At 50.6% G+C, this 13,810-nt stretch carries 12 protein-coding genes and 1 tRNA gene; all 13 read left to right on the forward strand.

All coding sequences use genetic code 11. From position 1 onward, the window contains the following. Positions 1-87 (forward strand): elongation factor Tu (locus tag JW883_06830; GenBank protein MBN1841981.1); only part of this gene is annotated, 87 nt, incomplete at its 5' end. A 36-nt stretch (positions 88-123) separates the two neighbouring features. Further along, a complete protein-coding gene (gene rpmG / locus JW883_06835) occupies positions 124-273 on the forward strand; it encodes a 50S ribosomal protein L33 (GenBank protein ID MBN1841982.1) in 150 nt (49 codons plus the stop codon). A 44-nt stretch (positions 274-317) separates the two neighbouring features. Next, a tRNA-Trp gene (locus tag JW883_06840) sits at positions 318-394 on the forward strand. Between the two features lie 32 nt (positions 395-426). Then, entirely contained in the window at positions 427-822 is a 396-nt protein-coding gene (gene secE / locus JW883_06845; protein MBN1841983.1) for a preprotein translocase subunit SecE, read from the forward strand. A 140-nt stretch (positions 823-962) separates the two neighbouring features. Continuing rightward, complete coding sequence (gene nusG, locus JW883_06850; GenBank protein MBN1841984.1) at positions 963-1,493, forward strand: transcription termination/antitermination protein NusG; 531 nt, start codon at positions 963-965, stop codon at positions 1,491-1,493. 190 nt (positions 1,494-1,683) lie between these two features. Next, positions 1,684-2,106, forward strand: coding sequence for a 50S ribosomal protein L11 (gene rplK, locus JW883_06855; protein ID MBN1841985.1), 423 nt, complete (start codon positions 1,684-1,686; stop codon positions 2,104-2,106). Positions 2,107-2,132: 26 nt separating this feature from the next. Further along, the gene (locus tag JW883_06860) at positions 2,133-2,837 is read left to right on the forward strand and encodes a 50S ribosomal protein L1 (GenBank protein ID MBN1841986.1); all 705 of its coding nucleotides are present in this window, start codon (positions 2,133-2,135) and stop codon (positions 2,835-2,837) included. A gap of 240 nt (positions 2,838-3,077) precedes the next feature. Further along, complete coding sequence (locus JW883_06865; protein ID MBN1841987.1) at positions 3,078-3,599, forward strand: 50S ribosomal protein L10; 522 nt, start codon at positions 3,078-3,080, stop codon at positions 3,597-3,599. Positions 3,600-3,697: 98 nt separating this feature from the next. Continuing rightward, positions 3,698-4,081, forward strand: coding sequence for a 50S ribosomal protein L7/L12 (gene rplL / locus JW883_06870; protein MBN1841988.1), 384 nt, complete (start codon positions 3,698-3,700; stop codon positions 4,079-4,081). A gap of 16 nt (positions 4,082-4,097) precedes the next feature. Further along, the gene (gene rpoB / locus JW883_06875) at positions 4,098-8,195 is read left to right on the forward strand and encodes a DNA-directed RNA polymerase subunit beta (GenBank protein MBN1841989.1); all 4,098 of its coding nucleotides are present in this window, start codon (positions 4,098-4,100) and stop codon (positions 8,193-8,195) included. A gap of 15 nt (positions 8,196-8,210) precedes the next feature. Beyond that, positions 8,211-12,683 (forward strand): DNA-directed RNA polymerase subunit beta', encoded by a 4,473-nt coding sequence (gene rpoC, locus JW883_06880; GenBank protein ID MBN1841990.1) that lies wholly within the window; start codon positions 8,211-8,213, stop codon positions 12,681-12,683. 124 nt (positions 12,684-12,807) lie between these two features. After that, on the forward strand, positions 12,808-13,179 hold the full coding sequence (locus tag JW883_06885; GenBank protein MBN1841991.1) for a 30S ribosomal protein S12: 372 nt from the start codon (positions 12,808-12,810) through the stop codon (positions 13,177-13,179). Positions 13,180-13,241: 62 nt separating this feature from the next. Further along, on the forward strand, positions 13,242-13,712 hold the full coding sequence (gene rpsG / locus JW883_06890) for a 30S ribosomal protein S7 (GenBank protein MBN1841992.1): 471 nt from the start codon (positions 13,242-13,244) through the stop codon (positions 13,710-13,712). The last annotated feature ends 98 nt before the right edge of the window (positions 13,713-13,810 follow it).

Here is a 13,810-nt window from a genome sequence, read left to right on the forward strand (position 1 = left end):
ATAGCAATGGAGAAGGAGCTCAGGTTTGCCATTCGCGAAGGTGGTCGTACGGTAGGGGCCGGCGTTATCAGCGAAATACTGGAATAGCGGGCACAACGAGCCCGACACAGAAGGAGTGAAAACGTGAGGATCATTGTTACGTTGGCCTGCAGCGAGTGCAAGCGCCGGAATTACACGACAACCAAGAATAAACGAACAACGCAGGGAAAGCTTGCATTTAAGAAGTACTGCAGATTTTGTCGGACACACACCTTGCACAAGGAGACCAAGTAGTTGGTTGGAATGTGACGGACCTGCAAGGGACGTACTCTTATTGCAGGCCAGTAGCTCTAACGGTTAGAGCACCGGACTCCAAATCCGGGTGATGGGGGTTCGAATCCCTCCTGGCCTGCCACTATACGAGGTGTTCACCAAAAAAGGAGATTCATGGGACGTCTCAAGAAGAAAAGGCCAGCATCGACAAAGAAGAAGGGTCGAAAAAAAGCCGTTAAGGAGAATAATCTCCAGCGGGGCCCCGAGAAACCCTTGGTCTCAGACTTGACATATCAGAAAAAGGCTGAGCCAAAGGAGTTAGTGAAGGGCAAGAAGGAGGTTCCCAAAACAATCACGCCCTCAGGGCGGGGGATTCAACTGGCCTTTTGGGGGAAGGCGACACAGTTTCTCAGGGAGGTAAGAATAGAACTCAGGAAGGTTACGTGGCCTTCCAAAAAAGATGCCATGGCATCTACGGCCGTTGTCATTGTCCTGGTGTTTATTGTTTCTGCGTTTCTCGGTTTGGTGGACGTGGGGCTGTCCTCTCTGATTCGTTTGGTGCTTCAATAATAGTGAACTTAGGGGCTTCGCCCCAATTGGAGTGATAGAGTAGCGGAATCATTCTAAGGCACTGATAGACTGCCTGCAACAGACATGTAATCTCAACAAGTTGTAGAAAATCCGAGACGTCTGACTAATGAGGATAAAGCGTGGCTCTTAAATGGTATGTAGTTCATACTTACTCGGGGTATGAGAACAAGGTGAAAACTGCCTTGGAAGAGCAGTTTGCATCTTCGGCTCATCCTGAGCATATTGGCAAGGTCTTGATCCCTACTGAGCAGGTTGTGGAACTGGTCAAGGGAAAAAGAAAGACATCCTCAAGGAAGTTCTACCCTGGCTATATTCTTGTGCAGATGGAACTGAATGAGGACACTTGGCACATAGTAAAGGACACGCCAAAGGTAACCGGCTTTCTGGGGGGCCGAGACACGCCCGCCCCGTTGACTGATGCGGAGGCCGAACAGATCCTGGGCCAGGTAGAGGCCGGAAAGCTCAAGCCTCAACCGAAATATCTGTTTGAGCCGGGAGAGGATGTCCGAGTCATTGACGGTCCCTTCACGAACTTCACAGGGACAGTGGAAGACGTGAAACCAGACAAGGGCAAAATCAGGGTCATGGTTAGCATTTTCGGGCGGCCCACCCCGGTAGAGTTGGACTTTGTTCAGGTAAGCAAGGTGTAGGCGTTCACAGGTTCAGGGTTATCTTTCTTTCGTTAACCTTGCTCGTAAGCCAGCCCGCCAGACGTACGGCGGGATGAAACCACGAATCAACGGTTTAGTTTTTGCTAAACCCTGAACCCTTGAACCTCTGAACCCGTGAACGGTTACGAAAGATTGTAGTGGCTAAAAACACATTAGGAGCACAAAGCGCATGGCAAAAAGAATGATAGGTTCGATCAAGTTGCAGGTTCCGGCCGGGCAGGCCAACCCTTCCCCACCCATTGGCCCAGCTTTGGGACAGCAGGGGGTCAACATCATGGAATTCTGCAAGGCCTTTAATGCAAAAACCGCTGGTCAAGAGGGGATGATCATACCGGTAGTGATCACTGTTTATCAGGATCGCTCATTTTCCTTTGTCACAAAAACGCCTCCCGCATCAGTCCTGCTGAAGAAGGCAGCTAAGATTGCCAAAGGCGCCGGTGACCCAAAGCGGGAAAAGGTCGGCGAAGTGACACGGCCTCAGGTCGAAGAAATAGCCAAGATGAAGCTTGTGGATTTGAACGCAAACGACTTGGATAGCGCCTGCAAGATCATAGAAGGCACGGCTCGAAGCATGGGGATTGAAGTAGTTTGATGGCGAAAGGGGTTCTAGACTTTACTATGAGAAAACGTGGGAAAAAATTCAGTGAGTCAGCAAAGCGAATTGACAGGAACAAGTCTTACGATTTTGCGGAGGCATTGAACTTTGCCGTGGACATGTCTTATGCTAGATTTGATGAGGGCATTGACGTTGCAGTGCGTTTGGGGGTGGATCCCAGACATGCCGATCAGATGGTCCGCGGTTCAGTCATGTTGCCGAATGGCACGGGCAAAGAAGTCAAGGTCTTGGTTTTTGCAAAGGGTGAGAAAGAGACGGAGGCCAGGGAAGCAGGGGCGGATATTGTGGGAAACGACGACCTGCTGGAAAAGATCAAGAAAGGCTGGCTGGAATTTGACAAGGCTGTTGCGACTCCGGACATGATGGGCGCGGTCGGGCGTATTGGCAAGATTCTTGGACCCAGGGGGTTGATGCCGAATGCAAAAACCGGCACTGTTACGTTTGAAGTGGCCAGCGCTGTAAAGGATTTGAAGGCAGGCAAGATTGATTTCAAAGTCGAGCGTGCGGGTATTGTTCATGCGTCAGTGGGGAAAGTATCTTTTGGCGTGGAAAAGCTGTTGGAAAACCTCACTTCCTTTCTCGATACGATCATTCGTCTCAAACCGGCCAGCAGCAAGGGCACATATCTAAAAGGGATTTCCGTTTCGTCCACCATGGGGCCTGGCATTAAGATAGATCCTGCCCATGTAAAGACCATTCTGAAATAAATCCTCAGGTCATTGAGAGCTAACTGGGGAAGCAAAAAAATAGTCTGTCAAAGACCGCAGGTATGCCTTCGAGCAAGGTGTTTAAAGCGTCACTCGCCTGCCAAGACAGTCCGTATGGGGTATATCGACATGCTGTTGAGCATTTTTCTTTTCGGCTAATTGCCGACAGGCGGCCGATGGCGATGCCTTCTCGTTTTACCTTGTGGTTTAGGCAGATAAGAAAGGAGGGGTTACAGACTTTTGAAGCGAGCGGAAAAGAAAGAATTGGTAGAGGCCCTTCACGAAAAGCTATCCAAGGCTAAATCGCTAGTCCTTACGGACTACAGAGGCCTTGATACGTCTGCCATGAATAGGTTGCGAAGGCAACTTAGGGAGGCATCGGTTGAGTACCGAGTGGTAAAGAACACACTCATGTCAAGGGCTGCTGACGGAACCGACACAGCGCTCTTGAAGGACTATTTTGCCGGACCTTCTGCGGCGGCCATAAGCTATGACGATCCGGTCTCCCCGGCCAAAGTGCTTGTGAAGTTTGCCGAAGAGCATGCTGCCTTGGAAGTCAAGGCTGGCGTCATTGATGGCAGAGTTGTTGATATGGAGGGTATCAAACAACTTTCCAGGCTGCCGTCCCACGAGGCCTTGCTGGGACAACTGCTTTCCGTATTTAGCGGCCCTGCCAGATCATTGGTAACGGTTCTAAGTGGTGTGCCAAGAAGTTTCTTGGGTGTCTTGAACGCCATTAAAGAGCAGAAGACATCCCCTTAAACCGAAAAACTTGACAGTGCGGGGATTTTTTCTTGAGCGGCGTAGCCGCGTTTCATAAAATCGCGTAGCGATTTTATTAATAAAGGAGGATGTATATAATGGCTGATGTTACGAAAGAGGATGTAATAGAATTTGTTTCCAATATGTCGGTGCTTGAACTCTCCGAATTGGTCAAAGAGCTTGAGGATAAATTCGGTGTGTCAGCTGCAACCCCAATGGCTGTGGCTGCAGGACCTGTCGCAGGCGCTGCCCATGCCGAGGCAGAGGAAAAGACGGAATTTGATGTCATTCTGAGCGAAATAGGTGACAAGAAGATTCAGGTCATCAAGGCAATCCGGGCCATTACCGGTCTGGGCTTAAAAGAGGCCAAGGCCGTTGTTGATGAAGCCCCGAAACCGGTCAAGGAGGGGGTTTCAAAGGAGGAAGCTGAAGAGGTAAAGAAACAACTGGAAGAAGCAGGTGCATCTGTCGAAATCAAGTAACGAACATGGAGATATTATGCAAAACAGGCTTTCGGGAAGTAAGTGCCTAAGAAGGAGCTTTGGAACGATTCCAAAGATCGTTGCGTTTCCAAATTTGATCGAAATGCAGCGGGATTCTTATGCCCGCTTTTTGCAGCGTGACGTTCCGGCCGAGAAAAGACAGGATGTGGGCATTCAGACCGCTTTTACCAGCGTCTTTCCCATCCAGGATTTTACCGGGACTGCTTATCTTGAGTTTGTTTCTTACAGCTTCGGGGATGTGAAGTATCACGAACAGGAATGCCTCCACAAGGGAATGACGTACGAAGTTCCGATTCGAATAACGGTTCGACTTGTCATATATGATACGGACAAGGAGACGGGGGTCCAGAATATTCGTGATATCAAGGAGCAGGAAATCTATTTTGGCACGATCCCCCTGATGACAGACCGGGGAACCTTCATCGTCAACGGTACTGAGCGGGTCGTGGTAAGCCAGCTTCACAGGTCCCCCGGGGTGTTTTTTGATCACGACAAGGGCAAGACTCATTCCAGCGGCAAGGTTCTGTATACGGCAAGAATTATCCCGGTACGGGGATCCTGGATAGATCTGGAGATCGACCCCAAGGATGTTGTCTATGTGCGGATCGATCGGCGCCGCAAATTTCCTGTCACATTGCTTCTTAAGGCCTTTGGATACTCGGGTGAGGAGATCTTGGCCTATTTCTACCGCACAGAAAAGATTCTGGTGGAGGGAAAGCGCCTTTACAAGGCCTTTGATGAAGAGCTTCTTAAGGATCAGCGCGTCTCCAAGTCGGTGAAAGACCCGGTCACTGGCGAGATCATCGCCAAGAAGGGGAACCGGTTCACCAAGAAAACTATCCGCCAACTTGTTGAAGCGGGAGTTGACCGCATACCAATCGAACCTAAAGATGTAGAAGATAGAGTCCTGGCTCACACGTTGGTGGACCCAAAGAGCGGAGACCTTGTCGCCACTCATAATGAGGTCGTCGATGAGGAAATGTTTGATAGGATACTGGGGGCCAAGTTCTCCTCCTTTGACGTCTTGTACATCGACGGCGTTACGAGCAGCGATTCCATCAGAAAGACCCTGCTTCTTGACAAGGTGGAGACCCATGACGATGCTCTTTTGGAGATTTACAGAAGGCTTAGGCCCAGCAATCCTCCTACCGTCGAAGTGGCGCGTGAATTGTGTCGTCAGCTTTTTTTTCGCTCTTCCCATTACGATCTTTCGGCTGTTGGTCGTCTAAAGATGAACATCCGCCTGGGGCAGGACATTGCTCTCGACGTGCGTACGCTAATGAAAGACGATCTTTTACGCACAACAAAAACCTTAGTCGAATTGAAAGACAGGCAGGGGCCTGCCGACGACATCGATCACCTGGGGAACCGGCGAGTGCGGGCTGTTGGGGAGCTTTTGGAAAACCAATACCGCGTTGGCCTGGTAAGGATGGAACGGGCTATCAAGGAGCGCATGAGCCTTCAGGAAATCGACACGTTGATGCCGCACGATCTGATCAATTCCAAGCCGGTTTCTGCAGTGGTTAAGGAATTTTTTGGCACAAGTCAGCTCTCCCAGTTCATGGATCAGACCAACCCCCTTTCCGAAGTGACTCATAAACGGCGATTGAGTGCCTTGGGGCCAGGGGGGCTGACGAGGGAACGTGCCGGTTTTGAAGTGCGTGACGTGCATCCCACGCATTACGGGCGGATCTGTCCTATTGAGACCCCGGAGGGGCCTAATATCGGGTTGATTGTGTCGCTGAGTACTTATGCACGAGTAAACGCGTTCGGTTTTGTTGAGACACCCAACCGAGTCGTTGAAAATGGACGGGTGACAGACACCGTGAAATACATGAGCGCCCTGGAGGAAAAAGACTACCCAATTGCCCAGGCAAATGCTCCACTGGATGCCGAAGGTCGATTTCTCAGGCCTACGGTTTCAGCCAGGGTTGAAGGTGAATTCCTCATGGTTAAGCGAGATGAGATTAAGTTTATGGACATCTCCCCGGATCAATTGGTGAGCGTGTCGGCATCCCTCATTCCGTTTTTGGAAAATGATGATGCCAACCGGGCCCTCATGGGCTCCAATATGCAACGCCAGGCTGTGCCGTTGCTCGTGAGCAGCGCCCCTCTGGTCGGTACAGGCATAGAGGGAATAGTGGCCAAAGATTCAGGAGTTACTGTAGTAGCCGAACGTGATGGCGAGGTAGTCGATGTGGATGCCAGCCGAGTTGTGGTCAAGCACGGAAGGGGTGGTAATGGTTCCGGCAAGCAGGTGAGGATCTATAGCTTGACCAAGTATTCTCGTTCTAACCAGAATACTTGCTTTAATCAGCGTCCTATCGTCAGGAAAGGCGCCTATGTGGATAAAGGAGACATCATTGCTGATGGACCGGCCACAGACGGGGGAGAGCTTGCCTTGGGCAAAAACGTAGTGGTGGCCTTTATGCCCTGGGGCGGATACAACTTTGAGGATTCTATTCTTGTGAGTGAGCGTTTGGTGCGGGGTGGAGTATTCACATCAATTCACATCGAACAGTTTGAGGCGGTGGCCCGCGATACCAAGCTCGGCAAAGAAGAGATTACTCGCGACATTCCCAATGTTGGAGAGGAGGCATTAACACATCTGGACGAAAGTGGCATCATTCGGCTGGGGGCTGAAGTCAAACCAGGTGACATTCTAGTTGGCAAGGTCACTCCTAAGGGGGAAACTCAGCTTTCCCCCGAGGAAAAGCTGCTCAGGGCCATCTTCGGAGAGAAGGCAGGTGACGTGAAGGATTCTTCGCTTCGCGTGCCACCCAGCATAACCGGTATTGTGATTGATGCCAAGGTCTTTTCCAGGAGGGGCGTGGAAAAAGATGAGAGATCTCTTAGCATTGAAAGACAAGAGATAGAAGCCCTCGAAAAAGACAGGGATGACGAGTTGGCCATTATTGAAGATGTCGCCAGAGAAAGCCTCACAGAGTTGCTCAAAGGCCAGACCTGCGCGGCTCCTTTCAAGAAAGGAAAGAAATCACTTGTCAAGAGAGGCGAGAAGATTTCGTCTGAGGTCCTTTCGAAGATCTCCGTATCTGACATGTCTTTTTTTGAGTTGAAAGATGCTTCACAGGCTTCCCAGGTCGTGGAGGTGGTACAACTCTATGAACAGCAGTGCGAAGAGGTGCGTAGCCGTTTTGCAAATCAAGTGAGCCAGTATGACAAGGGTGATGAACTGCCGCCCGGCATAATCAAGATGGTCAAGGTTTATGTCGCCATGAAACGAAGACTCTCGGTGGGTGACAAGATGGCAGGCCGACATGGCAACAAAGGAGTGGTCTCATGCATCCTGCCACAGGAAGATATGCCTTATTTTGAAGACGGAACTCCTGTTGACTTCGTTCTAAATCCCCTAGGCGTGCCGTCCCGAATGAATGTCGGGCAAATTCTTGAGTGCCACCTGGGATGGGCTGCCAAGGGGGTGGGGGACCAAATCACCAGTTTGATCCGTTCTGAAAATCGCAAGTCTTTAAGGATGAAGCTGAAGTCGCTCTTTCCTTCGGCCAAGGCTGAGCTTGGTCGCCTTGGTGAAGACGAGTTGTTGGAGCTTGCAAAGCGTTTCGAGAAAGGCTTCCACATTGCCACACCGGTCTTTGACGGCGCAAAGGAGGCTCAGGTCAAGGAATTGTTGCAGTCAGCAGGTTATCCCTCTAAGGGTCAAACAACGCTGTATGACGGTCGCACCGGAGAGCCTTTTGACAACAAAGTCACGGTCGGCGTTATGTACATGTTAAAACTGCACCATCTTGTGGATGACAAGATCCATGCTCGTTCCATTGGCCCATATTCCCTTGTGACGCAGCAACCGCTTGGCGGAAAAGCCCAGTTTGGCGGTCAGCGTTTGGGCGAGATGGAAGTCTGGGCCATGGAGGCCTATGGCGCAGCCTATGCTTTGCAGGAATTCTTGACGGTTAAATCTGATGATATGGCCGGCAGAACAAGGATGTACGAAAAAATCGTGAAAGGGGAAAACGTGCTTGAAGCGGGCGTGCCTGAATCCTTCAATGTGCTGGTAAAGGAACTGCAGGGTTTGGGCTTGAATATCGAGCTTTTTGAAAAAAGAAAAGGAACCTAAGAAAAGGAGATTGCCTTGGAAGAGCTATACAGTTTCTTTGCCAAACCTAAGGACCCCCTGAACTATACTGCCATACGCATCGCATTGGCGTCGGCTGAAAAGATCAATGAATGGTCCTATGGAGAAATCAAGAAACCCGAGACGATTAATTACAGGACCTTCAAGCCAGAGCGCGACGGGCTTTTCTGCGCAAAGATCTTTGGCCCGACCAAAGATTACGAGTGCAACTGTGGCAAATACAAGAGAATGAAGCACCGCGGTGTAGTCTGTGAGAAGTGCGGGGTCGAAGTTATTCAGTCCAAGGTGCGCAGGGAGCGGATGGGGCACATTAAGTTGGCCACTCCAGTAGCACACATATGGTTTTTGAGAAGCCTGCCGAGCAAGATCGGGAACCTTCTGGACCTGGCCATGAAGGATCTGGAAAAGGTCCTCTATTTTGATTCCTACATTGTCACCGATCCCAAAAATACGGACCTTGCCATGCATCAACTCCTCTCAGAAGAAAGGTATAGAGAGGCCTTAGAAAAATACGGCCATGAGTTTGAGGCAGGCATCGGAGCTGAAGCAATCAAGGTGCTTCTTGAACGACTTGATTTAGACGAAGAATACAGTCGGTTGAGGGCGGAGATTTTGAGCACCGGATCGGAAACCAAGCGGAAAAAACTGTCCAAACAGCTCAAGGTTGTTGATGCCTTTCGTGGTTCGGGAAATCGGCCTGAGTGGATGATCATGGACGTGATTCCCGTGCTGCCGCCGGATTTGCGGCCCCTGGTTCCGCTGGAAGGGGGACGCTTTGCCACGTCGGATCTCAACGACCTTTACCGCCGGGTGATCAATCGCAACAACCGATTGAAACGTCTTCAGGAGCTGCGAGCCCCTGAGATCATTATCCGTAACGAAAAGAGGATGCTCCAAGAGGCAACTGACGTCCTGTTTGACAATGGTCGTCACGGCAGAGTTGTGACGGGACAGAACAGGCGACCCCTTAAGTCTTTGAGTGATGCCTTGAGAGGCAAGCAAGGACGTTTCCGTCAAAACCTGTTGGGGAAACGCGTTGACTATTCAGGTCGGACCGTCATTGTCATAGGACCGGACCTGCGTCTCCACCAGTGTGGCCTGCCCAAGAAAATGGCCTTGGAACTCTTCAAACCTTTCGTCTTTTACAGGCTTGAAGAAAAGGGGTTGGTGACCACAGTCAAGAGCGCAAAAAAGCTCGTTGAAAGGGAGACCCCTGAGGTATGGGATACCCTAGATGAGGTTGTAAGAGAGTATCCGGTTATCCTAAACCGTGCTCCCACGTTGCATCGTCTTGGGATGCAGGCTTTTGAGCCGATTCTCATCGAAGGCAAGGCGATTCAACTCCACCCGTTGGTCTGTACGGCCTTTAATGCCGACTTTGATGGAGACCAGATGGCAGTCCATGTGCCTCTTTCTATAGAAGCGCAAATTGAGGCCAGGGTGCTGATGCTGTCGTCGAACAATATCCTTTCGCCAGCCCATGGGGATCCTATTGTCGTTCCAACGCAGGATATTGTTTTGGGGATTTACTACATGAGCCGGGCAGTTCCGGGCGTCAAGGGAGAGGGCAAGGTATTTGCGAATCCTGAGGAAGTGCGATCTGCCTATGATGCAGGCGAGGTGGCCCTTCACGCCTGTATTTCGGTTCGTATGGATGGCCAACGCGTTGAGACTACTGTTGGGCGTATCATCCTCAGAGAGGTCCTGCCCAATGAACCGATTGTGCGTTTGAGTCACATCATGATTTCTTCAAAACACGAGGCTGATGCCGCGCTGGCAGACTTGAGAGATGGAGGGAATTTTGTTCAGATAGCCCAGACCAGCTCGAAAAGCGTTAGCCGTGACGTAGGCGGCGACATGGGGTTTGTGCGGATGGAAATACTGGAAGACGTTTTCGGGATTAGTCCGCAGAAGGCGCAAGAGGTTTTTGGGCTGCAAGAAGGTGAGTTTACTGACATTGTCAAGGGGAACGGAGACTGTCACATATTCAAGATGGGGGAAAAGAGACGCGGTATTCCTTTTGATCTTATCAATAAAACAATGGACAAGAAATGTCTCAGCGGGCTGATCAATTACTGCTATAGAATCCTGGGAGGCAAGGCGACGGTCATCCTGTCGGATCGCTTGAAGGACATTGGGTATAGATATGCTACCAAGGCTGGGATATCTGTTTGTATTGATGATATGGTCATTCCGCGGAAAAAGTGGGATATCATCAAGATGGCTGAAAAGCAGGTTGCTGAAATCACCGAACAGTACACGGAGGGCCTGATAACCGGGGGCGAAAAGTACAATAAGGTAGTTGACATTTGGGCCAAGGCTACCACTGATGTGGCCCAGGAAATGATGGATGAGATGAAGGTCGCATCCGTCGTGGATGAGGATGGGCAGCCTGTTTCGGAGGATACCAGCCAACCGATCACGGCGCAAAGCTTCAATCCCATTTACATGATGGCAGATTCTGGATCACGTGGCAGCAAAGATCAGATGCGGCAGTTGGCTGGCATGAGGGGTCTCATGGCTAAACCTTCCGGCGAGATTATCGAAACCCCGATCACAGCTAACTTTCGTGAAGGCCTTACAGTGCTCCAGTATTTTAGCTCGACCCATGGCGCGCGAAAGGGCCTGGCTGACACTGCACTCAAGACTGCCAATTCAGGGTATCTAACACGTCGCCTGGTAGACGTTGCCCAGGATTGCACTGTCTTTGAAGATGATTGCGGCACAATCACGGGGATTGAAGTTGAGTCCCTTGTTGAAGGTGGCGAGATCATTCAAAAGGTGGGAGAACGCGTGCTTGGGCGCGTAGCTCTCGACGATATCAGGGATCCGTACACGGATGAGATCCTGGTCCGCGCCAATGAGGAGATTAATGAAGACAGGGTCGCCAAGATTGACAATGCGGGGCTAATCAAGATCAGGATCCGTTCGGCCCTCACCTGCCGTTCCCGAGATGGGGTTTGTTGCAGGTGTTACGGCCGAGATTTGGCCAACGGGAAGTTCGTGGAGATTGGCACACCAGTCGGTATTCTTGCTGCCCAGTCTATCGGTGAACCTGGCACACAGCTTACCATGCGAACCTTCCATATCGGCGGCACCGCCCGTGGAGCGGCAGAACAGGCTGACTTTAGGGCAGTGAACGCCGGCAAGGTGAAGTATATTGATCTGCACACGGTTGAGAACGTGGAAGGTGAACATGTGGTCATGAATCGCCAGGGCGGGGAGTTGGCCATTGTGGACGAGAAGGGCCGTGAGCGAGAGCGATATCCTGTCATCTACGGCGCCCATTTCAGGGTAGCGGACGGTCAAAAGGTCAAAGCAGGTGATCTGGTGGTGCTGTGGGATCCTTACACGACCCCGATTCTTACTGAGGTTGGAGGCAAGGTGAAGTTCGGAGACGTCATTGCCGGAACAACGCTTAAGGAAAAAGTTGACCCTGTAACAGGCAAGGCGAGCTACGTGATTGTGGAAGCAAAGGATGCTGATGTTCGCCCGAGGATTTCCATTAAGGACGAGGCAGGCAAAACCGCGAAGCTGCCTGGAGGTGGGATGGCCCGCTATTTTCTGCCGACCGAGGCCATTCTCATGGTCTCTGAGGGAGATATGGTTGACGCTGGTCATGTTATTGCGAAGCTGCCACGTGAGACCACCAAAACCAAAGACATTACGGGAGGTCTTCCGCGCATAGCAGAGCTTTTTGAATGCAGAAAACCAAAGGAGGCCTCTGTCCTTACTGAAATTGATGGGTATGTGAACATTGCCAAGGGGACAAAAAAGGGAAAGCAAAAAATTACCATAATCCCTGCTGACGTTGGTGAGAAAAAAGAATATCTGATTCCCAGGGGAAAGCACATAAACGTCGTTGAGGGGGATTTTCTCAGGGCAGGGGATCCTCTGATCGGTGGGGCGGCCAACCCCCATGACATCTTAAGCATTCGAGGCGAGCAAGCCCTGGCCCGGTATCTCGTGGATCAAATACAAGAAGTTTACCGCTTGCAAGGGGTCAGAATCAATGACAAACATATTGAGGTTATTGTCAGGCAGATGTTGGGACGTGTGAAAATTGTGGACGTGGGCGACACAGGCTTTATTCTGGAAGAACATGTGGAAAAGACCCGTTTTGAAGATGTTAATCGTCGAGTGGCGGCAGAGGGCGGCAGGCCTGCTGTGGCAAACCCCGTCCTTTTGGGCATTACCAAGGCATCGTTGAGTACTGAGAGCTTTATTTCTGCAGCATCGTTTCAGGAAACGACTAAGGTGCTATCCGAGGCAAGTATCGCGGGCAAAGTGGATCATTTGAAGGGACTCAAAGAGAACGTGATTATGGGGCGGATCATTCCTGCGGGCACCGGCATGGGCAGGTATCGAAACGCTGCTATGGTCTTAAGGGCTGAAGGGGTTCGAGAGGAATTGCCTGAGGATATCTTGGGAGGCTCGCATGCTCAGGATGCAGAAATAGCTCACACTTAAAAAAGGCCAAAAAAGTATTGACATCCTGAGTGCGATATTATAGTTAAAGATCTTTTGTGGCTATTGTCGGTCCTTCACAAGACGATTTGCCGAAACGGTTACGGATTTTTGTTGGGGAGGCATTATGCCTACGATCAATCAGTTGGTCAGGAAAGGCAGGGAGCGTGTTCAAAAAAAGCCGAACACTCCTGCGCTCAAACAGTGTCCTCAAAAGCGTGGCGTATGCACACGTGTCTATACTGCTACTCCTAAAAAACCGAATTCGGCCCTGAGGAAAGTGGCCAGAGTGCGCTTGACCAACGGCATTGAGGTTACTGCATACATACCAGGCGTGGGGCACAACCTTCAAGAGCATTCTGTCGTGCTTGTTAGAGGTGGGCGCGTCAAGGACCTCCCTGGCGTTCGGTATCATGTTGTTAGGGGAACGCTCGATTCCATTGGTGTTCAGGACCGAAAGCAGGGGCGATCAAAGTATGGCGCCAAAAGGTCTAAATAGCGCCCCGAAGGGTTTCTTGAGCCATAGAACCACGTAATATGATCAGCTAAGGAGAGACTTGTATGCCAAGAAAAGGTGAAGTGCCGAAACGCAATATTTTGCCTGATCCGAAGTATAGGAGTGAATTGGTATCCAAATTCATCAACTGCATGATGAAGGACGGCAAGAAGAGTGTCTCTGAATCAATCGTGTACAGAGCTTTTGATATGATTGAAAAGAAAACCAAGGAGCCTCCTCTTAAAGTATTTGAAAAGGCGATGGAGAATATTCAGCCTATCATTGAGGTCAAGTCGCGTCGTGTAGGAGGATCTACCTATCAAGTGCCTGTTGAGGTGCGCAAAACTCGCCGGAAGGCCTTGGGAATCAGATGGCTTATAGCTTTTGCCCGAAAACGTTCCGAAAAGACTATGGCTGAAAGGTTGGCTGCTGAATTAATGGATGCGGCCAACCAGCGGGGCGCAGCCATTAAGAAGAGAGAAGATACACACAGGATGGCTGAGGCGAACAAGGCCTTTGCTCATTACAGATGGTAAGATGATAAAAAGGAGGCAAGGAGATGGCCAAGAAGAAGTTTGAGCGGGTGAAGCCGCATTTGAATGTAGGCACGATTGGTCATATAGATCATGGCAAG

Source organism: Deltaproteobacteria bacterium, from assembly GCA_016930875.1.
Taxonomy (GTDB): Bacteria; Desulfobacterota; Desulfobacteria; order Desulfobacterales.